This window comes from Pseudomonas sp. 9.1(2019), from assembly GCF_009910445.1.
Classification (GTDB): domain Bacteria; phylum Pseudomonadota; class Gammaproteobacteria; order Pseudomonadales; family Pseudomonadaceae; genus Aquipseudomonas; species Aquipseudomonas paraversuta.
Map to the genome: position 1 here is coordinate 272,210 of NZ_VBWF01000006.1, position 25,025 is coordinate 297,234.

Annotated in this window: 20 protein-coding genes; 8 read left to right on the forward strand and 12 right to left on the reverse strand. The window is 58.5% G+C overall.

Annotated elements, in window-relative coordinates; translation table 11 throughout:
* Positions 1-50 precede the first annotated feature (50 nt).
* The 6 genes from purB to FEZ21_RS11060 all read right to left on the reverse strand — a co-directional run bounded on the left by purB (position 51) and on the right by FEZ21_RS11060 (position 7,002).
* A complete protein-coding gene (purB, locus tag FEZ21_RS11035) occupies positions 51-1,421 on the reverse strand; it encodes an adenylosuccinate lyase (RefSeq protein ID WP_003447016.1) in 1,371 nt (456 codons plus the stop codon).
* Positions 1,422-1,549: 128 nt separating this feature from the next.
* A complete protein-coding gene (gene hflD, locus FEZ21_RS11040; protein ID WP_127195897.1) occupies positions 1,550-2,173 on the reverse strand; it encodes a high frequency lysogenization protein HflD in 624 nt (207 codons plus the stop codon).
* A complete protein-coding gene (gene mnmA / locus FEZ21_RS11045) occupies positions 2,170-3,303 on the reverse strand; it encodes a tRNA 2-thiouridine(34) synthase MnmA (protein ID WP_003447019.1) in 1,134 nt (377 codons plus the stop codon). The genes hflD and mnmA overlap by 4 nt, the downstream gene beginning before the upstream one ends.
* A 59-nt stretch (positions 3,304-3,362) precedes the next feature.
* On the reverse strand, positions 3,363-3,809 hold the full coding sequence (locus tag FEZ21_RS11050) for an NUDIX hydrolase (RefSeq protein ID WP_003447021.1): 447 nt from the start codon (positions 3,807-3,809) through the stop codon (positions 3,363-3,365).
* 195 nt (positions 3,810-4,004) lie between these two features.
* Complete coding sequence (locus FEZ21_RS11055) at positions 4,005-6,227, reverse strand: NADP-dependent isocitrate dehydrogenase (protein WP_160627104.1); 2,223 nt, start codon at positions 6,225-6,227, stop codon at positions 4,005-4,007.
* A gap of 496 nt (positions 6,228-6,723) precedes the next feature.
* Positions 6,724-7,002: a cold shock domain-containing protein gene (locus FEZ21_RS11060; RefSeq protein ID WP_003447025.1), complete on the reverse strand. Its 279-nt coding sequence runs from the start codon at positions 7,000-7,002 to the stop codon at positions 6,724-6,726.
* A gap of 225 nt (positions 7,003-7,227) precedes the next feature.
* On the opposite strand from FEZ21_RS11060, the gene clpS reads away from it, so the two are divergent.
* Both clpS and clpA read left to right on the forward strand, forming a co-directional pair.
* Positions 7,228-7,590 carry an ATP-dependent Clp protease adapter ClpS gene (clpS, locus tag FEZ21_RS11065; protein ID WP_003447027.1) on the forward strand — a complete coding sequence of 121 codons (363 nt, stop codon included), beginning with the start codon at positions 7,228-7,230 and terminating at the stop codon, positions 7,588-7,590.
* A gap of 29 nt (positions 7,591-7,619) precedes the next feature.
* Positions 7,620-9,890 (forward strand): ATP-dependent Clp protease ATP-binding subunit ClpA, encoded by a 2,271-nt coding sequence (gene clpA / locus FEZ21_RS11070; protein WP_003447030.1) that lies wholly within the window; start codon positions 7,620-7,622, stop codon positions 9,888-9,890.
* A 159-nt stretch (positions 9,891-10,049) separates the two neighbouring features.
* Here the strand turns inward: clpA and infA are convergent, their stop codons facing one another.
* From infA to aat, 3 genes are all read right to left on the reverse strand, one after another.
* On the reverse strand, positions 10,050-10,268 hold the full coding sequence (gene infA, locus FEZ21_RS11075; protein WP_002553999.1) for a translation initiation factor IF-1: 219 nt from the start codon (positions 10,266-10,268) through the stop codon (positions 10,050-10,052).
* 98 nt (positions 10,269-10,366) lie between these two features.
* The gene (locus tag FEZ21_RS11080) at positions 10,367-11,074 is read right to left on the reverse strand and encodes an arginyltransferase (protein ID WP_003447032.1); all 708 of its coding nucleotides are present in this window, start codon (positions 11,072-11,074) and stop codon (positions 10,367-10,369) included.
* A gap of 96 nt (positions 11,075-11,170) precedes the next feature.
* Positions 11,171-11,857, reverse strand: coding sequence for a leucyl/phenylalanyl-tRNA--protein transferase (gene aat, locus FEZ21_RS11085; RefSeq protein WP_003447034.1), 687 nt, complete (start codon positions 11,855-11,857; stop codon positions 11,171-11,173).
* A gap of 372 nt (positions 11,858-12,229) precedes the next feature.
* Between aat and FEZ21_RS11090 the strand changes: the two genes are divergently transcribed.
* The 6 genes from FEZ21_RS11090 to cysG are packed head-to-tail and all read left to right on the forward strand — an operon-like array spanning position 12,230 to position 19,771.
* A complete protein-coding gene (locus FEZ21_RS11090) occupies positions 12,230-14,677 on the forward strand; it encodes a DNA translocase FtsK (protein WP_177412945.1) in 2,448 nt (815 codons plus the stop codon).
* 51 nt (positions 14,678-14,728) lie between these two features.
* Positions 14,729-15,352 (forward strand): outer membrane lipoprotein chaperone LolA, encoded by a 624-nt coding sequence (gene lolA / locus FEZ21_RS11095; RefSeq protein WP_003447038.1) that lies wholly within the window; start codon positions 14,729-14,731, stop codon positions 15,350-15,352.
* Between the two features lie 30 nt (positions 15,353-15,382).
* Positions 15,383-16,708 carry a replication-associated recombination protein A gene (locus FEZ21_RS11100; RefSeq protein WP_160627106.1) on the forward strand — a complete coding sequence of 442 codons (1,326 nt, stop codon included), beginning with the start codon at positions 15,383-15,385 and terminating at the stop codon, positions 16,706-16,708.
* The gene (gene crcB, locus FEZ21_RS11105; protein ID WP_003447042.1) at positions 16,705-17,079 is read left to right on the forward strand and encodes a fluoride efflux transporter CrcB; all 375 of its coding nucleotides are present in this window, start codon (positions 16,705-16,707) and stop codon (positions 17,077-17,079) included. Before FEZ21_RS11100 ends, crcB begins: the two co-directional genes overlap by 4 nt.
* 16 nt (positions 17,080-17,095) lie before the next feature.
* Positions 17,096-18,376: a serine--tRNA ligase gene (gene serS / locus FEZ21_RS11110; RefSeq protein ID WP_003447044.1), complete on the forward strand. Its 1,281-nt coding sequence runs from the start codon at positions 17,096-17,098 to the stop codon at positions 18,374-18,376.
* Positions 18,377-19,771, forward strand: a complete 1,395-nt coding sequence (gene cysG / locus FEZ21_RS11115) for a siroheme synthase CysG (protein WP_003447046.1) — start codon at positions 18,377-18,379, stop codon at positions 19,769-19,771. It abuts the gene before it with no gap.
* Positions 19,772-19,978: 207 nt separating this feature from the next.
* Here the strand turns inward: cysG and FEZ21_RS11120 are convergent, their stop codons facing one another.
* The 3 genes from FEZ21_RS11120 to FEZ21_RS11130 all read right to left on the reverse strand — a co-directional run bounded on the left by FEZ21_RS11120 (position 19,979) and on the right by FEZ21_RS11130 (position 24,761).
* Positions 19,979-21,166, reverse strand: a complete 1,188-nt coding sequence (locus FEZ21_RS11120) for an osmoprotectant NAGGN system M42 family peptidase (RefSeq protein WP_003447048.1) — start codon at positions 21,164-21,166, stop codon at positions 19,979-19,981.
* 73 nt (positions 21,167-21,239) lie between these two features.
* Complete coding sequence (ngg, locus tag FEZ21_RS11125; RefSeq protein ID WP_160627108.1) at positions 21,240-22,985, reverse strand: N-acetylglutaminylglutamine synthetase; 1,746 nt, start codon at positions 22,983-22,985, stop codon at positions 21,240-21,242.
* Between the two features lie 3 nt (positions 22,986-22,988).
* Complete coding sequence (locus tag FEZ21_RS11130) at positions 22,989-24,761, reverse strand: N-acetylglutaminylglutamine amidotransferase (RefSeq protein ID WP_003447052.1); 1,773 nt, start codon at positions 24,759-24,761, stop codon at positions 22,989-22,991.
* Between the last annotated feature and the right edge of the window lie 264 nt (positions 24,762-25,025).

The window sequence follows — 25,025 nt, forward strand, 5'->3', positions numbered from 1 at the left end:
GGGAATAAAAACGCCCGGCACGGCCGGGCGTTAGTAGGTCGTTGCAGCGGTCAGATGCGCTTGGCCTGTTCGATCGCGTTGCCAATGTAGTTGGCTGGCGTCAGCAGTTTCAGCTCGGCTTTGGCTGCTTGCGGCATTTCAAGGCCGTCGATGAAGGTTTGCAGTGCTTCTGGGCTGATGCCCTTGCCGCGGGTCAGCTCTTTGAGCTTCTCGTACGGGTTTTCAATGTTGTAGCGGCGCATTACGGTCTGGATCGGCTCGGCCAGGACTTCCCAGCAGGCGTCCAGGTCAGCAGCGATTTTCTGAGCGTTAAGCTCAAGCTTGCTGATGCCTTTGAGGCTGGCTTCGTACGCGATCACGCTGTGAGCAAAGCCCACGCCGAGGTTGCGCAGTACGGTGGAGTCGGTCAGGTCGCGCTGCCAGCGGGAAATTGGCAATTTGCTGGCCAGGTGCTGGAACAGTGCGTTGGCGATACCCAGGTTGCCTTCGGAGTTTTCGAAGTCGATCGGGTTGACCTTGTGCGGCATGGTCGAGGAACCGATTTCGCCGGCGATGGTGCGCTGCTTGAAGTAGCCCAGGGAGATGTAGCCCCAGATATCGCGATCGAAGTCGATCAGGATGGTGTTGAAGCGAGCGATGGCGTCGAACAGCTCGGCGATGTAGTCGTGCGGCTCGATCTGCGTGGTGTACGGGTTGAAGCCCAGGCCCAGTTCGTCTTCGATGAAGGCGCGGGCATTGGCTTCCCAGTCGATCTGCGGGTAGGCCGACAGGTGGGCGTTGTAGTTGCCCACGGCGCCGTTGATTTTGCCCAGCAGCGGGACTGCGGCCACCTGGGCGATTTGACGCTCCAGACGGTAAACCACGTTGGCCAGCTCTTTGCCCAGAGTGGTCGGCGAAGCCGGTTGGCCGTGGGTGCGCGACAGCATCGGCACGTCGGCGAACTTGATTGCCAGTTCGCGGATGGCTTCTGCGGTCTGGCGCATCAGCGGCAGCATCACGTCATCACGACCTTCGCGCAGCATCAGTGCGTGGGACAGGTTGTTGATGTCCTCGCTGGTGCAGGCAAAGTGGATGAATTCACTGACGTTGGCCAGCTCTGGCAGCTTGGCAGCCTGTTCCTTGAGCAGGTACTCAATGGCTTTGACGTCGTGGTTGGTGGTGCGCTCGATCTCTTTGACGCGCTCGGCGTGTTCCAGAGAGAAGTTTTCGGCCAGTTCATTCAGAACGGCGTTGGCTTCGGCGGAGAACGCCGGGACTTCAGGGATGGCGGCGTGAGCAGCCAGGCGCTGGAGCCAGCGGACTTCAACCAGAACGCGAGCACGGATCAAGCCGTATTCGCTGAAAATTGGGCGCAGGGCCTGGGTTTTGCCGGCGTAGCGGCCGTCAACAGGGGAAACCGCAGTGAGCGAAGAAAGCTGCATGGGGTGTTCTCGGACAGTCGGGCAACGAAATGGGGCGCGTATCATACATGAAAAAAACGGCCGGTCCGTTGCCAACTGACCGGCGTCATACGCATATCGACGTTACAAAGTGTGCCTGCTGGCGTGTTTCAGTTTCCGCGCAGCATCGGGTAAAGCTCTTTGAGCAGCTTGCGACGGCTGATTACCAGCTGCCAGCGATGGCCACCCAATTGACGCCAAAGCCGCGCTGAACGGATACCGGCCAGCAGCAGGGCGCGAATTTTTGCGGCGTTGTTCGGTTGTTGCAGATTGCGCATGTCACCGTGCACCTGAATGCGCTGGCGCAGCGTGCTCAGGGTGTCCTGGTACAGCGCGCCGCAGGCGGCCACCACGTTTTCGTGGGCCGGGCCGAAGTGTTCGACCTGTGACTGGATCTGCGGCAGACGTTTGCCGATCAGTTCCAGCATGTCTTCACGCTTGGCCAGTTGTCGCTCCAGGCCGAGCATCGACAGGGCATAGCGCAAGGGCTCGCGCTGCAGTGTATTGGGGTCGCGTTCAAGGGCGCCGATCAGGGCCCGGTAGCCTTCGCGCAGATTGATGTCGTCACCACCGTAGACTTCGAGCGTGTCCTTGGGGTCGCGAATCAACAGGCTGCCAAGCATGCAGCTCAAGTCAGCTTCGCTGATCTGGCCGGTTTTGGCGATTTTGTCCACCAGTACTGCAGCGAGGAACACACCGCCCAAGGCTATCAGTTGCTCCTGAGTGGGGTTCATGCGCGGCTGTCCTTGCTGGTCCAGGGTTCGGCAACTTCAATTACGCCACCGCCCAGGCACACTTCGCCGTCGTAAAACACCACGGACTGGCCGGGGGTGACGGCGCGTTGCGGATCATCGAAGGTGGCGCGATAGCCGGTAGCGGTCTTTTCCAGCGTGCAAGGCTGGTCGCTCTGGCGATAGCGGACCTTGGCGGTCAGGCGCAACGGGCTGCTCAGGTCGATCGGGTTGACCCAGTAAATTTCGGAGGCGAGCAGGGCGCGGGAAAACAGCCACGGGTGATCGTTGCCCTGGCCGACGATCAGCTCGTTATGCTCAAGGTCTTTGATCAGCACGTACCACGGCTCGTCACTGGCGTCTTTGAGGCCGCCGATGCCCAGGCCCTGGCGCTGGCCGATGGTGTGGTACATCAGGCCGTGGTGGCGGCCTATGACTTCACCTTCGGTATTTTTGATCTCGCCCGGTTGTGCCGGCAGGTATTGCTTGAGGAAGTCGCTGAAGCGGCGCTCGCCGATAAAGCAGATCCCGGTGGAGTCCTTTTTCTTCGCGGTGGCCAGATCGTGCTTTTCAGCAATCTTGCGCACTTCGGGCTTTTCCAGTTCGCCGACCGGGAACAGGGTCTTGGCGATTTGTTCGCCGCCGACGGCATGCAGGAAATAGCTCTGGTCCTTGTTCGGGTCCAGGCCCTTGAGCAGCTCGGTGCGGCCGTCAATATCGCGACGGCGCACATAGTGGCCGGTAGCGATCAGATCGGCACCCAGCATCACGGCGTAGTCGAGGAACGCCTTGAACTTGATTTCACGGTTGCACAGGATGTCCGGGTTCGGCGTGCGTCCGGCCTTGTATTCGGCCAGGAAGTGCTCGAACACGTTGTCCCAGTACTCGGCGGCAAAGTTGGCGGTGTGCAGCTTGATGCCGATTTTGTCGCACACGGCCTGGGCGTCTGCCAGGTCATCCATGGCGGTGCAGTAATCCGTTCCGTCGTCTTCCTCCCAGTTCTTCATGAACAGGCCTTCCACCTGGTAGCCCTGCTCCATGAGCAGAACGGCGGAAACGGAAGAATCGACACCGCCGGACATGCCGACGATGACGCGCTGTTTTTCGGGGGCGACTAAGGCTGGATCACGCATAAGGTTTCAATGAGTGTCTTGAAAAAGGACGCGATTCTAGCAGGCCCGAGCGCTCAAGGCTAAACCGAAGGGCGGATTAACGTCAGGTCGAACAGTTTACCGTCCAGATAATCGTCGATGCACTGCAGACTCAGCTCGCTGCGCCAGCGATGGCGTTGCTCTATCAGCTCGTCGCGGGTCATCCATAGCGGGCCGATGATGCCGGTATCCAGCTGGTAGTCGGGGTGGTGTTTAACCGCTTTGCCGGCAAAGCACACGCGCTGGTAGGTCACGCCATTGCTGGGGGCGGTGTACAAATAAATGCCGATCACGCCGGTAAGTTCGACGTCGTAGCCGGTTTCTTCGAGGGTTTCGCGGATTGCAGCGTCGATCAGGCTTTCGTTCGGATCAAGATGGCCTGCGGGTTGGTTGAGCACGGCGCGTTCGCCTTTGAGCTCTTCGACCATCAGAAAACGGCCATTGTCTTCAACGACAGTGGCGACGGTGATGTGGGGTTTCCATTCCATGTGTAGGCCCTATGGGGTGCGGGGAGGGGCAGGATATATCCTGTGGGAGCTTGCAAGCCAGCGATCAGCTGGTGCGGCAGGTCAGATGCTGTGTGGTGAGCGTCGCCGCCAAGCCAGCTGCCATGGGGTTTGTATTGGCCCAAAAACACAAACCCCGGCGTCGTGGGCCGGGGTTTGTGTTGTTGCCTGTTGCCCTTACGCGGAAGCGATGATCGCGTTCAGCGTGGCGCTAGGGCGCATTACTTTGCTCACCTTGTCGGCGTCGGCGTGGTAGTAGCCACCGATGTCGACCGGCTTGCCCTGTACGGCGTTGAGTTCGGCAACAATTTTTGCCTCGTTCTCGGTCAGGGCTTTTGCCACAGGGGCGAACTGCGCTTGCAGTTCTTTGTCTTCAGTCTGGGCGGCCAGGGCTTGAGCCCAGTACAACGCCAGGTAGAAGTGGCTACCGCGGTTGTCGATATTGCCGACTTTGCGCGATGGCGACTTGTTGTTGTCGAGGAACTGGCCGGTGGCCTGATCCAGGGTCTTGGCCAACACCAACGCTTTCGGGTTGTTGTAGGTTGTGCCCAGGTGCTCCAGGGAGGCAGCCAGTGCCAGGAACTCACCCAGCGAGTCCCAACGCAGGAAGTTTTCTTCCAGCAATTGTTGCACGTGCTTGGGAGCCGAACCGCCTGCGCCGGTTTCAAACAGACCGCCGCCATTCATCAGCGGTACGATCGAGAGCATTTTGGCGCTGGTGCCCAGTTCCATGATCGGGAACAGGTCGGTCAGGTAGTCGCGCAGTACGTTGCCGGTCACCGAAATGGTGTCCAGACCCGCACGGGTGCGTTCCAGGGTGAACTTCATGGCATCTACCGGCGCCATGATGCGAATGTCCAGGCCGCTGGTGTCGTGATCCTTCAGGTAGGTTTCAACCTTTTTGATCATTTCGGCGTCGTGGCTACGCTTTGGATCGAGCCAGAACACGGCCGGAGTGTTGCTGGCACGAGCACGGTTCACGGCCAGTTTCACCCAGTCACGGATCGGCGCGTCTTTGGCCTGGCACATGCGCCAGATATCGCCTTCTTCAACCTTTTGTTCCATCAGCACGTTGCCGTTGCTGTCGGTTACCCGAACTACACCAGGGGTCTTGATCTGGAAGGTTTTGTCGTGGGAGCCGTACTCTTCGGCTTTTTGCGCCATCAGGCCAACGTTTGGCACGCTGCCCATGGTGGTTGGATCGAAGGCGCCGTGCTTCTGGCAGTCTTCGATGGTCGCCTGGTAGATGGTGGCGTAGCAGCGATCCGGGATCACGGCTTTGGTGTCTTGCAGCTGGCCTTCGGTGTTCCACATTTTGCCGGAATCACGAATCATGGCCGGCATCGAGGCGTCAACGATGACGTCGCTCGGTACGTGCAGGTTGGTGATGCCTTTGTCGGAGTTCACCATCGCCAGCGCAGGGCGATCAGCGTACACCGCCTGGATATCAGCTTCGATTTCAGCTTGCTTCTCGGCCGGCAGGGCCTTGATGCGAGCGTACAGGTCGCCGATGCCGTTGTTCAGGTTGAAGCCGATTTCTTTCAGGGTGTCAGCGTGTTTATCCAGCGCATCTTTGTAGAACTCAGCCACGATCTGACCAAACATGATCGGGTCGGAGACCTTCATCATGGTGGCTTTCAAGTGAACCGAGAACAGTACGCCCTTTTTCTTGGCGTCTTCGATTTCGGCCGCGATGAACTCGCGCAATGCCTTTTTGCTCATTACGGAGCAATCGATGATCTCGCCGGCCTGAACCGCGGTTTTCTCTTTCAGGACGGTGGTGGTGCCGTCTTGAGCGATCAATTCGATTTTAACGCTGCCCGGGGCTTCGATCAGGGCAGACTTTTCGCTGCCATAGAAGTCGCCTTCGCTCATGTGAGCGACGTGGGATTTGGAGTCGGTACTCCATGCGCCCATTTTATGCGGGTGCTTGCGGGCATAGTTCTTGACCGACAGCGGTGCGCGGCGGTCGGAGTTGCCTTCGCGCAGTACCGGGTTTACGGCGCTGCCCATGACTTTGCTGTAACGCGCTTTGATTTCTTTTTCAGCGTCAGTAGTCACGGTCTCCGGGTAATCCGGAATGTCAAAGCCCTGCGCTTGCAGTTCTTTGATCGCGGCCTGCAATTGCGGGACCGAGGCGCTGATGTTAGGCAGCTTGATGATGTTGGCTTCAGGTGTAACGGCCAGGGCGCCCAGTTCGGCGAGGTGGTCTGCTACAGCCTTGGCACCCAATTGCTCGGGGAAGCTGGCAAGGATACGGCCTGCCAGAGAGATGTCGCGCGTCTCAACGGCGATATCAGCGCTAGCGGTAAAGGCTTCGATGATAGGCAGCAGTGAATAGGTGGCGAGCGCCGGAGCTTCGTCGGTGAAGGTATAGATGATCTTCGAACGGTTGGGCATTTCGGATTAACTCTCTTCTTTGCTGAGCGTGCTCAGATACTCGAGATGCGCAGGGTAGGCGCTTTCGTTCACAGTGAACAATGAGCCGAAAGTCGAGGTTCTTCGCGGTGATGTGAATGCATCAGTAGAGCGTCAAGCGGTCGAGCCGGGGTAACGACTCAGCCTTTCTAGGCCTGAAAGACTCATTCCAGTAGGTGTATCTGAGTGACTCCGTGGTCACCGGCGCAGTATACATAGGTCACTAATGTTCCTGCGAGGGCTGCGCAATATCGGAGATCATCCATTGGTCTAAGAATGGATTGTACGATGTGCCGGTAGCTGGTGCCTGGTCCTTTGTTTCCGGGCTTGTCCGGACAATGTCACACCGAGGGTATTAATGTGGAGCATCGGTTTTGCGCGCTGATTTAACCTGATTGTGCCCGGCCATAAAAAAAACCGGCCGGTTCGGGTAGGCGAACAGGCCGGTTTTTTATGTGGCAGGTTGTGTGCTGGCGGGTCAGGCCGGAAGGCTGCTGGCCTCTGGTTCGGTCACTGGCGAAAGCGCAATGGCTTTGGCGTCGGTAATCGCCACGGCATGCAGGCCTTTAGGGCCTTGGGTAATTTCGAAGCTTACGGGTTGGCCGGCCTTGAGTGTCTTGTAGCCGTCCATCTGAATGGCGGAAAAGTGGGCAAAAAAGTCGATTTCGTTACCGTCGTCATCTTTGCCTTCCTTGGCCTCTGTGTTGATAAAGCCGAAGCCTTTGGCATTGTTGAACCACTTGACCTTGCCTTGCATACTCATATCCCTCTGCTACAAACGACTCCATCACTGGAGTATCATCCAGTTCTCTCGCACATGAACCACTAAATATGGTTGACTGCGCGGACCTTTATTCCCCACTGTGGGTTGCATTGGTTGTAACACCGTTTTACCGATAGTCAAGGTCACGCGGCGGCGCTGTTGAAATTTGACACGTTTGCCTCCATCACTGTAATCGATCAACGACGAACCTTTCTTTCCATGCATGCAATCAGCCAGACTCGACTAACATTCAATCAGGATCAGCCCGATTTTGATGGCGAAGACTCCGCTGGCTTGGCTGTGCAAGAGGCTAAGCCTGCGCTCCAGGCGCCGCCGATGTACAAGGTGGTTTTGTTTAACGATGACTACACACCCATGGATTTCGTTGTAGAAATACTTGAGGTGTTCTTTAACTTGAATCGCGAATTGGCGACCAAGGTCATGCTGGCCGTCCATACAGAAGGACGGGCTGTGTGCGGCATCTATACCCGCGACATTGCCGAGACCAAGGCGGCGCAGGTAAACCAGTACGCACGCGAAAGTCAGCATCCGCTACTCTGTGAAATCGAGAAGGACGGTTAACGCCGACCACTTGGGTATGAGGTGAAGCCATGTTAAATCGCGAGCTCGAAGTCACCCTCAATCTGGCCTTCAAGGAAGCCCGCTCCAAACGTCATGAATTCATGACGGTTGAGCACCTCCTTCTTGCGCTTTTGGATAATGAGGCGGCCGCAACCGTTCTACGCGCCTGTGGCGCAAACCTCGACAAACTCAAGCATGACCTGCAAGAGTTTATTGATTCCACGACTCCCCTTATCCCTGCCCACGATGAAGATCGCGAAACCCAGCCAACCCTGGGCTTCCAGCGCGTCTTGCAGCGTGCCGTATTCCATGTACAAAGCTCTGGCAAACGTGAGGTCACGGGTGCCAATGTACTGGTCGCGATTTTTAGCGAACAAGAAAGCCAGGCAGTGTTTCTGCTCAAGCAGCAGAGCGTTGCGCGTATTGATGTGGTCAACTTCATTGCCCATGGTATTTCCAAGGTCCCGGGGCAGGGCGATCACTCCGACGGCGAAAATGACATGCAGGATGAAGAGGGTGGCGAATCGTCGTCCTCAAGCAATCCGCTGGACGCCTATGCCAGTAATTTGAATGAACTGGCTCGCCAGGGTCGCATCGATCCTCTGGTGGGGCGCGAAATGGAAGTTGAGCGTGTCGCCCAGATCCTGGCGCGTCGTCGCAAAAACAACCCATTGCTGGTCGGTGAGGCCGGCGTGGGTAAAACCGCAATTGCCGAAGGTTTGGCCAAGCGTATCGTCGACAATCAAGTGCCGGACTTGCTGGCTAACAGCATTGTCTATTCCCTTGATCTCGGCGCCTTGCTGGCTGGTACCAAGTACCGTGGTGATTTCGAGAAGCGTTTCAAGGCGTTGCTCGGCGAACTGAAAAAGCGTCCGCATGCGATTTTGTTTATCGACGAAATCCACACCATCATTGGTGCGGGCGCGGCCTCTGGTGGCGTCATGGACGCCTCCAACCTGCTTAAGCCGCTATTGTCCTCGGGTGATATCCGCTGTATCGGTTCGACGACGTTCCAGGAGTTTCGCGGGATCTTCGAAAAAGACCGGGCACTGGCGCGGCGCTTCCAGAAAGTCGATGTGTCCGAGCCTTCGGTTGAAGACACCATCGGTATCCTGCGTGGCCTCAAGGGCCGTTTCGAGCAGCATCACGGTATCGAATACAGTGATGAGGCCTTGCGCGCGGCGGCTGAACTGGCTTCGCGCTACATCAACGATCGGCACATGCCGGACAAGGCGATTGATGTGATCGACGAGGCAGGGGCATATCAGCGCCTGCAGCCGGTGGAGAAGCGTGTAAAGCGCATCGAAGTGGAGCAGGTCGAAGATATCGTTGCGAAAATCGCCCGTATTCCTCCTAAGCACGTATCCAGTTCAGACAAGGAACTGCTGCGTAACCTGGAGCGGGATCTGAGAATGACCGTATTCGGTCAGGAAGCCGCTATTGATTCGTTGTCGACGGCGATCAAGCTGTCCCGTGCCGGCCTCAAGTCCCCTGACAAGCCTGTCGGCTCGTTCCTGTTCGCAGGTCCGACCGGGGTTGGTAAAACCGAAGCTGCCCGCCAGCTGGCCAAGGCTTTGGGGATCGAACTGGTACGTTTCGACATGTCCGAGTATATGGAGCGTCACACCGTGTCGCGCCTGATCGGTGCGCCTCCAGGGTATGTCGGTTTCGATCAGGGCGGCTTGCTGACGGAAGCCATCACCAAGCAGCCGCATTGCGTGCTGCTGCTCGATGAGATCGAGAAGGCTCACCCTGAGGTCTTTAACCTGCTGCTGCAGGTCATGGACCACGGTACGCTGACCGATAACAACGGGCGCAAGGCCGACTTCCGCAACGTGATCGTGATCATGACCACCAATGCGGGCGCCGAGACGGCTTCGCGGGCTTCCATCGGGTTCACGATTCAGGATCATGCTTCCGATGCAATGGAAGCGATCAAGAAGAGCTTTACTCCGGAGTTCCGTAACCGTCTGGACACCATTATTCAATTTGGTCGCCTCAGTCATGAGGTTATCAAGCATGTGGTGGACAAGTTCCTCACCGAGTTGCAGGCGCAGCTGGATGACAAGCACGTGCAACTGGTGGTGTCGGACGAGGCTCGTGGCTGGTTGGCTGCAGGGGGCTACGATGCGTTGATGGGTGCGCGCCCTATGGCGCGTTTGATCCAGGACAAGATCAAGCGTCCGCTGGCTGAAGAGATTCTCTTTGGTGAACTGGCCGATCATGGCGGTGTGGTACATATCGACCTGAAAGACGGCGAGCTGACCTTTGAGTTTGAAACTGCGGTAGAAATGGCTTGATGTGACATTGCTGCAAAAAAAAGCGCCGAAAGGCGCTTTTTTTATGGGTGGACTGTTTATGGAGGCTGCGGCGCTAGGCCATCTCGCTTCGGCAGGGGGTGGTCAAATCGCGGACACACAAAAACGCCCGGCAGAACCGGGCGTTTTGTATTGACTTGATTAACGAGCGCGGTAAGTGATGCGCCCTTTGCTCAAGTCATAGGGCGTCAGCTCGACGCGCACTTTGTCGCCGGTAAGAATACGAATGTAGTTCTTGCGCATCTTGCCGGAAATATGCGCGGTTACGACGTGCCCATTTTCCAACTCCACACGAAACATGGTGTTGGGCAGGGTGTCGACGACAGTGCCTTCCATTTCGAAGCTGTCTTCTTTCGACATGCAGTAAAGCCCTCGGTGTCCAATGAATGGCCCGGTGCAACTGCGCCAGGCAAAAGCGGCGTGCATTGTGCCCGAAAAATGGGGTTTAAGCCAAGGGTTCAGTTAACAGTGCTCCATCGCTGATTTATCAGCAGCTCTATCGGCCGATATTCAGTCTTGTAATTCATCTTTTTGCAGTTCTTGATCCAGTACCCCAAATACAGTGCATCCAGCCCCAGGCGCCTGGCTTCGGCGATCTGCCAGAGAATCCCGTATCGCCCCAGACTGCGGCGCTCTTCGGCAGGTTCGTAGAAGGTATAGACCGCCGATAAACCGTTGGGCAGTACGTCGGTCACGGCGACCGCCAACAGGCGTCCATCAAGGCGAAATTCGTAGAATGTAGAGAACGGCAGGTCGCGTACCAAAAAAGTCGAAAACTGGTCGCGGCTCGGTGGATACATGTCGCCATCGGCATGCCGCTGCTCGATATAGCGCTGATACAGACCAAAGTTCTCTTCGCTGAAGCCGGGTTTTACCGCTTGCACCTGCAGGTCGGCATTACGCTTGAAAATACGTTTTTGCTGGCGGTTGGGCATAAAGCGCGCGACAGGAATCCGTGCCGGGGTGCACGCATCGCACTTCAGGCAATGGGGACGATAGAGGTGATCACCACTGCGCCGGAAACCCATTTCGGACAAGTCGGCATAGACCTGCACATCCATCGGCTGGCTGGGGTCGAGGAACAGCGTGGTGGCTTGTTCATCGGGCAGGTAGCTGCAAACGTGAGGTTGAGTGGCATAAAACTTCAAACGCGCCAGCTCGGTCATGATGGGCCCTCGGGAAATCTTTTGAATTAAGTGTAAGCCAGTGCGCAAAACTCGCCTATAAAACCCTGCCTGCAATAACTGCAGCCAGCGACGAGGCTACAGAGGTGTGGCCCACGCCGCGGTTGAGGGTTGGTCCAGATGCTGGCGCAGGTAGTCGGCAAACTGTTGGCGCGGGATTGAGCGTGCACCCAGGCTTTCCAGATGATTGGTCGGCATTTGGCAATCAATCAGCACGAAACCCCAGGCCTGGAGTTGCCTGACCAGTGTGGCAAAGCCGAATTTTGAAGCGTTATCGGCCCGGCTGAACATGGACTCGCCAAAAAATAGCTGGCCCATTGCCAGGCCGTACAGGCCTCCGACCAGTGTGCCGTTATCCCAGACCTCCACCGAATGGGCGTGCCCGCGGGCGTGAAGTTCGGTGTAGGCGTTTTGCATGTCGTCGGTGATCCAGGTGCCATCCGCGTAGCTGCGGGGTGCGGCGCAGGCCTGGATGACACTTGCGAAGTCACGATCAAAGCTCACCTGGTAGCGTTGCTGGCGCAAGAGTTTCCCCAGGCTGCGGGATACATGCAGTTCCTCGGGGAACAGCACTGTGCGCGGATCGGGCGACCACCAGAGAATGGGCTGGCCTTCGGAAAACCACGGAAAGCAGCCGTGGCGGTAGGCCTGGATCAGGCGGTCGGCTGATAGATCGCCACCCGCGGCCAAAAGCCCGTTGGGCTCGCGCATGGCTTTGGTAAGCGGCGGGAATGTCAGGGTGTCGCGTTTTAACCAGGTCAGCATGGCAATCCGTCTTGCGGGAGAAGGGGAGGGCGGTTGCAACTCTGTCGCGCAAATGCGGTCTCAGTCGATCTGCCAGTTAAATGTAAGCTCTGTTTTGACGGTGGTATAAGTCTTTGTCACAAAAGGTAATACATGCTCAAATTGGCGCTTCTCAGCCAGTCGCGCGCCGATTTTGCCCGCGCCTTGAGGCCACGTGGCATCAGCGGCTTAAACCCGTACAATGGCCCGCCTGTTTGAGCTGATCTAGACTGCACGGATGTCACTGCAGACTACTGCGGGTAATAGTACAAGGCTGTGTACAGCGCTGGTCAGTTTCATGTCGGAACTTGTCACCTGCTCAATATGGGCAGTACTTTGCAGTCAATTTAGTCAATTAATAGTTGGGCGCGCCAAAGGCGCAGGAAAAGACCCGTTTTGAAGAAATCCACAGCAGCAGCACCCAAAGCCGTTCCTCTCTGGCGTCAGCAATTGCACTACCGGCTCAAGGAAGGTGCATTGATCGCTATTGGCGCCCTATGCCTGTTCATGATCATGGCCTTGCTGACCTACGGCAAGGACGATCCCGGCTGGAGCCATAACAGCCGTGTAGTCGATGTGCAGAACTTCGGCGGACCTGCGGGTTCCTACAGCGCTGACATCCTGTTTATGGTGCTCGGTTACTTTGCCTACATCTTTCCGTTGCTGCTGGCGATCAAGGCCTGGCAGATCTTCCGTGAGCGGCATCAGCCCTGGCAGTGGAGCGGCCTGTTGTTCTCGTGGCGCCTGGTAGGTCTGATATTTCTGGTGCTCTCGGGCGCAGCCCTGGCCCATATCCACTTCCATTCGGCCGCAGGTTTGCCGGCTGGCGCGGGCGGTGCACTGGGCGAAAGCCTGGGTGATCTGGCCAAAAACGCACTGAACATCCAGGGCAGTACCTTGCTGCTGATTGCGTTGTTCCTGTTCGGGCTGACGGTGTTCACCGACCTGTCATGGTTCAAGGTCATGGACGTCACCGGTAAAATCACCCTCGATCTGTTTGAGCTGATCCAGGGCGCAGCCAATCGCTGGTGGTCGGACCGCAACGAGCGCAAACAGCTTGTTGCCCAGTTGCGTGAAGTCGACACCCGGGTCAGTGAAGTGGTCGCCCCAAGCGTGTCCGACAAGCGTGAACAGGCCAAGGCCAAGGAGCGCCTGATCGAGCGCGAACAGGCATTGACCAAGCACATGTCCGAGCGTGAAAAACACGTGCCGGCCGTCATCGCTCCGGCGCCGGCCAAAGTGCCCGAGCCGAGCAAGCGGGTCCAAAAAGAGAAGCAGGCACCGTTGTTTGTAGACAGCGCGGTTGAAGGCACCTTGCCGCCGATCTCTATTCTTGACCCGGCCGAGAAGAAACAACTCAATTACTCCCCTGAGTCCCTGGCGGCTGTAGGTCATCTGCTTGAAATCAAACTCAAGGAATTCGGGGTCGAAGTGTCGGTGGATTCGATCCACCCGGGCCCGGTGATCACCCGTTACGAAATTCAACCGGCGGCCGGGGTCAAGGTCAGCCGCATTGCCAACCTGGCCAAGGACCTGGCGCGCTCGCTGGCGGTGACCAGCGTACGGGTGGTTGAAGTCATTCCGGGCAAAACCACCGTGGGTATCGAAATCCCCAACGAAGACCGCCAGATCGTGCGGTTCTCTGAAGTGCTGTCGACCCCCGAGTTTGATGACGCCAAGTCTCCAGTCACCCTGGCGTTGGGCCACGATATTGGTGGCAAACCGGTGATTACCGACCTGGCCAAGATGCCGCACTTGCTGGTGGCCGGTACCACCGGTTCCGGTAAGTCCGTAGGCGTGAACGCCATGATTTTGTCGATTTTGTTCAAGTCGGGCCCGGAAGACGCCAAGCTGATCATGATCGACCCGAAAATGCTTGAACTGTCGATCTATGAAGGCATTCCGCATTTGCTGTGCCCTGTGGTCACGGACATGAAAGATGCGGCTAACGCCCTGCGCTGGAGCGTTGCCGAGATGGAGCGGCGCTACAAGTTGATGGCCAAGATGGGGGTACGAAACCTCGCGGGCTTCAACCAGAAGATCAAGGATGCCGAGGCTGCCGGCGAGCCGCTGACCGATCCGCTGTACAAGCGCGAAAGCATCCATGACGAAGCGCCGCTGCTGGTCAAGTTGCCCACCATCGTGGTGGTGGTCGACGAATTTGCCGACATGATGATGATCGTCGGTAAGAAGGTCGAAGAACTGATTGCCCGTATCGCCCAGAAAGCGCGGGCTGCGGGTATTCACCTGATCCTCGCCACCCAGCGTCCGTCGGTGGATGTGATCACCGGTCTGATCAAGGCCAACATTCCGACCCGTATGGCGTTCCAGGTGTCGAGCAAGATCGACTCGCGCACCATTATCGACCAGGGTGGTGCCGAACAACTGCTGGGCCATGGCGACATGCTCTACATGCCGCCCGGCACCAGCCTGCCGATTCGTGTGCACGGCGCTTTCGTTTCGGACGAAGAAGTGCACCGTGTGGTTGAAGCCTGGAAGCTGCGTGGCAGCCCTGATTACAACGATGACATCCTGGCCGGCGTTGAAGAGCCGGGTAGCGGCTTTGATGGCGGCAGCAGTGAGGGCAGTGACGACGCTGAAACCGATGCCTTGTATGACGAGGCGGTTCAGTTTGTACTCGAAAGCCGTCGTGCCTCGATCTCTGCAGTGCAGCGCAAGCTGAAAATTGGATATAACCGGGCCGCTCGCATGATCGAGTCCATGGAAATGGCCGGGGTTGTCACGTCAATGAATACCAATGGCTCGCGTGAAGTGCTGGCGCCGGCCCCAATGCGCGACTGATTTGCCTGCGGGCATTCGCGAGCAGCGTTCAACTAATCAATGAGGATTTCCATGCGTTTTGTCAGCATGCTTTTGCTGCCGGTATTGGCCTTTACTGCATTTTCGGCCAGTGCTGCCCAGCCTGATGTTCAGAGTTTGACCAACCTTCTGGAAAAGTCGAAAACCCTGACCGCCCGTTTTTCGCAGATGACCCTCGATGGCAGCGGCACGCAGTTGCAGGAGACCGCAGGTGAAATGGCGCTGCAACGCCCGGGCTTGTTCTACTGGCATACCGATGCGCCTCAAGAACAGACCATGATTTCCGATGGTCAGAAAGTGACCCTGTGGGACCCGGACCTGGAGCAGGTGACGATCAAGAAGCTTGATCAGCGTCTGACCCAGACCCCGGCCTTGCTGCTCTCGGGCGATGTGTCGAAAATCAGCGAAAGCTTTGATATTTCCTCCAGGCAAGCCGGAGAAGTCATCGACTTCGTGCTCAAGCCGAAGACCAAGGACACGTTGTTCGACTCGCTGAGCCTGTCCTTCCGCAAGGGCGTGATCAACAACATGCGCCTGGTCGACAGCGTGGGTCAGCGTACCGACATCCTGTTCAACGGGGTCAAGGCCAACGAACCTATCCCGGCCTCCAAATTCAAGTTCGATATCCCGAAAGGGGCTGATGTCATCCAGGAGTAATCCCGGACCAAGAGGTTTCAAACGCTGCCCATGGATTTGTTTCGTAGTGCTCCCATCGCTCAACCCCTGGCTGCCCGCCTGCGTGCAGCCAATCTGGATGAGTACGTCGGTCAGGAACACCTGCTGGCGCGCGGCAAGCCCCTGCGCGAAGCGCTGGAGCAGGGGGCACTGCATTCGATGATTTTCTGGGGGCCGCCGGGGGTGGGTAAAACCACCCTAGCGCGCTTGCTGGCGGAAGTGTCCGATGCGCATTTTGAAACGGTTTCGGCAGTACTGGCGGGGGTAAAGGAAATTCGCCAGGCGGTTGAGATCGCCAGGCAGCAAGCCGGCCAGTACGGGCGGCGGACCATCCTGTTTGTCGACGAAGTACATCGCTTCAACAAGTCGCAGCAGGATGCGTTTTTGCCTTATGTCGAAGATGGCACCTTGATCTTCATTGGCGCCACCACAGAAAACCCCTCCTTTGAATTGAACAACGCACTGCTGTCGCGGGCGCGGGTATACGTACTCAAAAGTCTCGATGAAGCGGCCATGCTCAAGCTGGTGCAGCGCGCATTGACTGAAGACAAGGGCCTGGGCAAGCGTGGTCTGACCCTCAGTGATGAAGGCTTCCAGACATTGCTGCGGGCCGCCGATGGCGATGGCCGACGCTTGCTCAACCTGCTTGAAAACGCTTCGGACCTGGCTGAAGACCACAGCGAAATCGGCATCGATTTGCTGCACAGCCTGCTGGGCGACACTCAGCGCCGTTTCGACAAGGGCGGCGAGGCGTTTTACGACCAGATCTCGGCATTGCATAAATCGGTACGCGGCTCCAACCCGGATGCCTCGCTGTACTGGTTTGCGCGAATGATCGATGGCGGCTGCGATCCGCTGTACATCGCCCGACGCGTGGTGCGCATGGCCAGTGAAGATATCGGTAATGCCGACCCGCGGGCCTTGAGCCTGTGTCTGGCGGCCTGGGACGTGCAAGAACGTCTGGGGAGTCCGGAAGGCGAACTGGCAGTGGCCCAGGCCATCACTTATCTGGCCTGTGCGCCCAAGAGCAACGCGGTGTACATGGCCTTCAAGGCCGCACGGCGTGCCGTTGCCGAAGACGGTTCCCGTGAAGTGCCGCTGCATTTGCGCAACGCGCCGACCAAGTTGATGAAACAACTGGGCTATGGCGACGAGTACCGTTATGCCCATGACGAGCCGGACGCCTATGCCGCCGGCGAAGATTACTTTCCGGACGAGCTGGAGCCATTGCAGCTTTATCAGCCGGTACCCCGCGGGCTGGAGCTTAAAATCGGCGAAAAGCTCAGGCACCTGGCAGCGCTTGATCAGGCGAGCCCGATACGGCGGAGAAAACCTTGATTCCACTGATTGTTGCCGTCTCTGTGGGCGGTATTGCGGGAACCTTGTTGCGTTTCGCCACGGGTAACTGGATTAATGCCAATTGGCCCAGGCACTTCTATACCGCGACATTGGCCGTTAATATCGTGGGCTGCCTGCTGATTGGCGTCCTGTACGGACTTTTTTTGATACGCCCTGAAGTGCCGATTGAAGTCCGAGCCGGACTGATGGTGGGTTTTCTGGGCGGTTTGACCACATTTTCATCCTTTTCACTGGACACGGTGCGCCTGCTTGAAAGCGGGCAAGTGCCACTGGCACTGGGCTATGCGGCCCTCAGCGTGTTCGGCGGGCTGCTCGCCACCTGGGCTGGCCTGTCCTTGACCAAACTTTGATAAACGAGAAACCGACATGCTCGATTCCAAACTGTTACGTACCAACCTGCAGGACGTAGCGGATCGCCTGGCATCCCGTGGCTACAAGCTGGACGTGGCGCGCATCGACGCGCTGGAAGCCAAGCGTAAAGAAGTCCAGACCCTGACCGAGAAGCTTCAGGCCGAGCGCAATGCCATTTCCAAAAGCATTGGCCAGGCCAAGGCTCGCGGTGAAGATATCGCGCCACTGATGGCCAGTGTTGAAACCATGGGCAGCGATCTGGCCAGTGGCAAGGTCGAGCTGGACGCCATCCAGACCGAGCTGGACTCGATCCTGCTGAGCCTGCCGAACCTGCCGGACGCCTCCGTGCCGGTCGGTGCCGATGAAGACGACAATGTCGAAATCCGCCGCTGGGGAACGCCGACTGCCTTCGATTTTGAAATCAAGGACCACGTCGCCCTTGGCGAGCAGTACGGCTGGCTGGATTTCGAAACCGCCGCCAAATTGTCCGGTGCCCGCTTTGCCTTGCTGCGCGGGCCTATCGCTCGCCTGCACCGCGCACTGGCGCAGTTCATGATCAACCTGCATACCGGCGAGCACGGCTACGAAGAGGCTTACACGCCTTATCTGGTCCAGGCCCCGGCGCTGCAAGGCACTGGCCAGCTGCCCAAGTTCGAAGAAGAGCTGTTCAAGATCAGCCGCGAAGGCGAAGCCGATTTTTATCTGATCCCGACCGCTGAAGTGACCTTGACCAACATCGTTGCCGGCGAAATCGTCGAGCACAAATCCCTGCCGATCAAGTTTGTGGCGCACACCCCGTGCTTCCGCAGCGAGGCCGGGGCTTCGGGTCGTGATACCCGCGGCATGATCCGTCAGCACCAGTTCGACAAGGTTGAAATGGTCCAGATCGTTGAGCCTTCGACCTCGATGGACGCGCTGGAAGGTCTGGTTGGCAACGCTGAAAAAGTGCTGCAACTGCTGGAACTGCCATACCGCACGCTGGCGCTGTGCACCGGCGACATGGGCTTCAGCGCAATTAAAACCTACGATCTGGAAGTGTGGATCCCGAGCCAGGACAAGTACCGCGAAATTTCGTCGTGCTCCAACTGTGGCGATTTCCAGGCCCGCCGTATGCAAGCGCGTTTCCGTAATCCGGAAACCGGCAAGCCGGAACTGGTCCACACCCTCAACGGTTCGGGTCTGGCTGTAGGCCGCACCTTGGTAGCGGTGCTGGAAAACTACCAGCAGGCAGACGGCTCGATCCGTGTGCCAGAAGTGCTCAAGCCCTACATGGGCGGCATCGAGGTCATCGGCTAAATGGAGTTTCTGCCGCTGTTTCATAACCTGCGTGGCAGCCGTGTACTGGTGGTCGGCGGCGGGGAGATTGCCTTGCGCAAATCCCGGCTGCTGGCCGATGCCGGTGCGCTACTGCGGGTTGTCGCACCCGCCATCGAGCCCCAGTTGTGCGAATTGATTAACAGCAGCGGCGGCGAACAGGTGTTGCGTGGCTATGTTGAGGCGGACCTTGAAGGGTGTGTCCTGATCATTGCCGCAACCGACGATGAGCCGCTCAATGCGCAAGTTTCCGCTGATGCCCACCGCCGCTGTGTGCCGGTCAATGTGGTGGATGCTCCTGCCTTGTGCAGCGTGATCTTCCCCGCCATTGTCGACCGCTCCCCGCTGGTGATTGCCGTTTCCAGTGGTGGCGACGCGCCGGTGCTGGCGCGCTTGATTCGCGCCAAGATTGAAACCTGGATCCCCTCGACCTACGGTCAACTGGCCGGCCTTGCAGCGCGTTTTCGCACCCAGGTCAAAGGCTTGTTTCCTGATGTGCAGCAGCGTCGCGGGTTCTGGGAAGACGTTTTCCAGGGCCCGATTGCTGACCGGCAACTGGCCGGACAGGGCGCTGAAGCAGAGCGTTTGCTGCTGGCCAAGATCAATGGCGAAGCGGCCATCACTACCGGTGAGGTTTACCTGGTGGGTGCCGGCCCGGGCGATCCGGACCTGCTGACCTTTCGCGCGTTGCGTCTGATGCAGCAAGCAGATGTGGTGCTCTACGACCGATTGGTAGCTCCTGCGATTCTTGAACTGTGCCGTCGCGATGCCGAGCGTATTTATGTCGGCAAGCGCCGCGCCGATCACGCCGTGCCGCAAGACCAGATCAACCGCCAATTGGTGGATCTGGCCAGGCAGGGCAAGCGTGTGGTCCGGCTCAAGGGTGGCGATCCGTTCATCTTTGGTCGTGGTGGTGAAGAGATCGAAGAGCTGGCGGCCCATGGCATTGCGTTCCAGGTGGTACCGGGTATCACGGCAGCCAGCGGTTGTTCAGCCTATGCCGGCATCCCCCTGACCCATCGCGACTACGCGCAGTCCGTGCGTTTTGTGACGGGGCACCTGAAGGACGGCACCAGCAATTTGCCCTGGAGTGACCTGGTCGCTCCGGCGCAAACACTGGTGTTCTACATGGGGCTGGTCGGTTTGCCGATCATCTGCGAACAGCTGATCGCCCATGGCCGTTCCCCAGACACTCCGGCTGCGCTGATCCAGCAAGGCACCACGGCCAATCAGCGGGTGTTTACCGGCACGCTCAGTGACTTGCCCAAGCTGGTGGCCGATCACGAAGTCCATGCACCTACCCTGGTGATTGTGGGCGAAGTGGTATTGCTGCGTAAGAAGCTTGCATGGTTCGAAGGCGCACAGTCTCAGGTATAAACGCCAATTTCCTGTAGGAGCGAGCTTTTGCGCGTGTTAACGAACAGCTCGCGAGCAAGCTCGCTCCTACGGTGACTTGCGTTTGGCGCCGGTTATCTCCACCGCTTTGTGTATGTGCATCAGAAGCTGGCATGGTTTGAAAGCTGTAGGAGCGAGCTGTCCAGCGCTGTCACATACAGCTCGCTCCTGCAGGGGATCTGCGTTTATTCAGCTGCGGTTATCTCCCACCAGACTCTCTACCGACGGCACCCGGGTATCGCTTTCCATTTGCGCGTCATGCTCGATCTGGTGGCTGAAGCGATCCAGTGAACCCTGGGCAGGCTGCGCGTCACTGGCAAATACCGGCGGGCTCAGGATGTAAGCACCGAGCAATCGGCTCAACGCCGCCAGGCTGTCGATATGGGTTCGCTCATAACCGTGGGTCGCGTCACAACCGAATGCCAGCAAGGCGCAACGGATGTCATGCCCGGCGGTCACCGCCGAATGCGCATCGCTGAAGTAGTAACGGAACATATCGCGGCGTACCGGCAGCTCGTTTTCGGCGGCCAGGCCCAGCAAGTGCCGCGACAAGTGATAGTCGTACGGCCCCCCCGAATCCTGCATCGCCACACTCACGGCGTGTTCGCTGGAATGCTGACCCGGTGCCACCGGGGCAATATCAATCCCGACGAATTCGCTTACATCCCATGGCAAAGCAGCCGCCGCACCGCTACCGGTTTCTTCGGTGATGGTGAACAGTGGATGGCAGTCAATCAACGGTTGTACACCGCTGTCGACAATGGCCTTCAAGGCCGCGAGCAAGGCCGCTACACCCGCCTTGTCGTCCAGATGCCGGGCACTGATATGGCCGCTTTCGGTGAATTCCGGCAGCGGGTCAAACGCGACATAGTCGCCAATGTTCACCCCCAGTGAGTCGCAGTCTGCGCGAGTCGCGCAGTAGGCATCCAGGCGTAACTCAATGTGGTCCCAACTGATCGGCAGTTCATCCACCCCGGTGTTGAATGCATGCCCTGAAGCCATCAGAGGCAGGACACTGCCGCGAATCACTCCGTTGTCGGTAAACAGACTGACACGGCTGCCCTCGGCAAAGCGGCTGGACCAGCAACCCACAGGCGCCAGGATCAACCGTCCGTTGTCCTTGATCGCCCGTACGCTGGCGCCGATGGTGTCCAGATGCGCCGAAACGGCGCGATCCGGGCTGTTTTTCTGACCTTTGAGGGTCGCGCGCAACGTGCCGCGACGGGTCAGTTCAAAAGGAATGCCCAGCTCATCCAGGCGTTCGGCCACATAGCGCACGATGGTGTCGGTAAAGCCGGTGGGGCTGGGAATGGCGAGCATTTCCAGGAGTACCCGTTGCAGGTAGTCGAGATCGGGTTCAGGGATGGTGCGATTCATAATGACTCCTGAGGTGAGGCCCGCCGCATCGCAGCGATGCGGCGGGTTCCGGGTGACGTTCAGCGACGGTACTTCAGGGTGCCGGCTGACTGTGCGGGAACAACAAATCGATGAAGCGTTCGGCGGTGGGTTGTGGCTCGTGATTGGCAAGACCGGCCCGTTCGTTGGCTTCGATAAACACGTACTCGGGCTGATCGGCAGCCACCACCATCAAGTCCAGCCCGACCACCGGAATATCCAGCGCCCGTGCTGCACGGACTGCAGCGTCGGCCAGCACCGGGTGCAGAATGTCGGTCACGTCTTCAAGGCAGCCACCGGTGTGCAGGTTGGCCGTTCGGCGCACGTTCACTATCTGGCCAGTTGGCACAATACTGTCGTACTCGAAGCCGGCCGCCTGTACTGCGCGCAGGGTTTCGCCATCCAGCGGGATACGGCTTTCACCCTGGGTTGCGGCCTGGCGCCGTCGGCTTTGCGCTTCGATCAACTGGTCAACGCGGTGCAGGCCGTCACCAATAACCTGAGCAGGTCGGCGGATGGCGGCGGCGACCACTTCAAAGCCGATCACCACAATGCGCAGATCAAGACCTTCGTGGAAGCTTTCGAGCAAGACCCGGCTATCAAACCCGCGGGCCGTTTCGATGGCCTGCTGCACCTGTTCGATGGTTTCCAGATCCACCGCCACCCCATTGCCCTGTTCGCCATCCACAGGTTTGACCACCACCCGCGAGTGCTGCTCGAGAAACGCCAGATTGTCATCGGCATCGCTCGCCAGTTGCTGGCTCGGCACGTTCAGTCCCGTTTGGCTCAATACCTTGTGGGTCAGGCATTTGTCCTGACACAGGCTCATGCTGATAGCGCTGGTCAAATCACTGAGTGATTCGCGGCAACGAATCCGCCGGCCGCCGTGGCTGAGGGTGAAAAGCCCGGCGCCAGCGTCATCGATCTGGACATCGATCCCGCGTTTGTAGGCCTCTTCAACCAGGATCCGCGCGTAAGGGTTGAGGCCGGCTTCGGGCCCCGGCCCCAGAAACAGCGGTTGGTTGATGCCGTTTTTGCGTTTGATGGTGAAGGTCGACAGGTTGCGAAAGCCCAGCTTGCTGTAGAGGCTCTTGGCCTGGGCGTTGTCGTGCAGCACGGACAAGTCGAGATAGCTCAGGCCCCGGCTCATGAAGTGCTCGATCAAATGGCGCACCAGCACTTCACCCACCCCGGGACGTGAGCACTGTGGATCGACTGCCAGGCACCACAGGCTGCTGCCGTTTTCAGGGTCATGAAACGCCGTGTGGTGGTTCAAGCCCATCACGCTGCCAATCACCGTGCCCGTGGCTTCATCTTCGGCGATCCAGTACACCGGCCCGCCCTGGTGGCGTGCGGTCAGCAGCTGCGGGTCGATGGGCAGCATATTGCGCGCCTGATACAGCGTATTGACCGCATTCCAGTCAGTCTCACTTTGCACCCGACGGATGCGGAACCCGCGGAACACCCTTGTGGCCGGGCGGTAGTCGGTAAACCACAGGCGCAAGGTGTCTGAGGGGTCGAGAAACAGCTGCTGCGGTGATTGCGCCAACACTTGCTGGGGCGCTGCAACGTAGAGCGCGATATCTCGCTCGCCGGTTTGTTCGTTCAGCAACTCGTTGGCCAGGCTGGCAGGATCAGGGAAGGTATGCCCGATCAACAGTCGCCCCCAGCCGCAATGGATGGCCATGGGCTCTGCGCCCGGTTCACTGCCATCTTCGGCAAAACGGGCCTGCAGGCGTTCATAAGACGGCGCCTGGCCGCGTAACAAACGCTGGCTGTAGGCCGTAGCGAGGGGTTTCATTGATTAGATTCCTTGTTCGCTCAACCACAGGTTCAAAGCAGCCAGTTGCCACAGCTTGGAACCATTGAGGGGTGTCAGTTGACCTTGCGGGTTGGTCAGTAGCTGATCGAGCATGGCGGGTTGAAACAGCCCTCGATCCTGGCTCGGGTCCAGCAGCAGGTCGCGCACCCAATCAAGGGTATTGCCTTGCAGATGCTTGAGACCGGGCACCGGAAAGTAACCTTTTTTGCGGTCGATCACTTCACTGGGGATAACCAGTCGTGCGGCTTCCTTGAGCACCTGCTTGCCGCCATCGGGCAGCTTGAAGCGTGCGGGAATTCGCGCCGAAAGTTCGGCCAGCCGGTAGTCGAGAAATGGCGTGCGGGCTTCAAGGCCCCAGGCCATGGTCATGTTGTCGACCCGTTTGACCGGGTCATCCACCAGCATCACCGTGCTGTCCAGGCGCAAGGCCTTGTCCACTCCGGCATTCGCCCCCGGCTGGGCGAAATGCTCGCGTACATAATCGCCGGCCGCGTCATTGGCCGTCAGCCAGCGGGGCTGCACTGTGGCTTTGTATTCGTCATAACTGCGGTCGAAGAAGGCTTCACGGTAAGCGGCGTATGGATCGCTGGCGCCGTCGACTTGCGGGTACCAGTGATAACCGGCGAACAGCTCGTCAGCACCCTGACCGCTCTGCACCACCTTGCAATGTTTGGCCACTTCACGAGACAGCAAATAAAAGGCGATGCAGTCGTGGCTGACCATCGGCTCGCTCATGGCGCGGAAGGCCGCCGGCAGTTGTTCGATGATTTCATGTTCGCCAATGCGCAGTTGGTGATGGCGGGTGCCGTAATGCCTGGCGATCAAGTCCGAATACTGGAATTCGTCCCCGCGTTCGCCGCCTGCGTCCTCAAAGCCGATGGAAAAAGTCGACAGGTCCTGTACCCCAACATCCCGCAGCAAGCCCACCAGCAAGCTGGAGTCGACGCCGCCCGAGAGCAGCACGCCAACATCCACGGCAGCGCGCTGGCGAATGGCTACGGCCTCGCGGGTGCTGTCCAGAACGCGGTCGCGCCAGTCTTCCAGGGTCAGATTTTGCTCATCGGCGTGGGGCCCGTAGGGCAGGGTCCACCAGGTTTTTTGCTCGGTCTGCCCATTGGCCTTGATCCGCATCCAAGTGGCCGGCGGCAGTTTTTCGATACCGGCAATCAGGGTACGCGGTGCAGGCACCACGGCATGGAAATTCAGGTAGTGATTGAGTGCGACCGGGTCGAGCATCGGGCTGATATCACCGCCCTTGAGCAGTGCCGGCAGAGTCGAGGCAAAGCGCAGGCGTTCGCCGGTCCGCGACAAGTACAGCGGTTTTACGCCCAGGCGGTCGCGGGCTATGAACAGCGACTGGCTGTCACGCTCCCAGATGGCAAAGGCAAACATGCCATTGAGCTTGGGCAGTAACGCTTCGCCCCAGGCGTGATAGCCCTTGAGCAGCACTTCGGTGTCACCGTCGGAGTAAAACCCGTAGCCGAGGCTTTCGAGCTCGGCCCGCAGTTCGGGGAAGTTATAAATGGCGCCGTTGAACGCCAGGGACAAACCCAGTTGGCTGTCGACCATCGGCTGCGCCGAGCCGTCTGACAGGTCCATGATTTTCAGCCTGCGGTGGCCGAGGGCTATCGGTCCCTGACTGTGAAAACCCCAGGCGTCGGGCCCACGGGGTGCCAGGTGATGGGTGATGCGTTCGATGGCTGCCAGGTCGGCAGGTTGATGATCAAAACGTAACTCTCCAGCTAATCCGCACATGTTGCTTTAACCCTTTCAAAGCCGGGCCTGTCGCGCTACTGCTGCTGTTCAAGCAGGATTTTTCTACGCTTTCGCAGCATGTCAGGCATCTCAACTCCTCTCCGTTGATCGGGAGAGGTGATTCACCTGGCATCGGTTGCTAGCAGTATCGGAACGCTATGCCCTGGCATTGCAAAATGCTGGTAACCAGTAGCGTTCAGGCCCTGTTTCGGATCGGACATAGCGCTCTGACCTGTCTCCCGATCCTTCCGGCGCAAAAGCGCA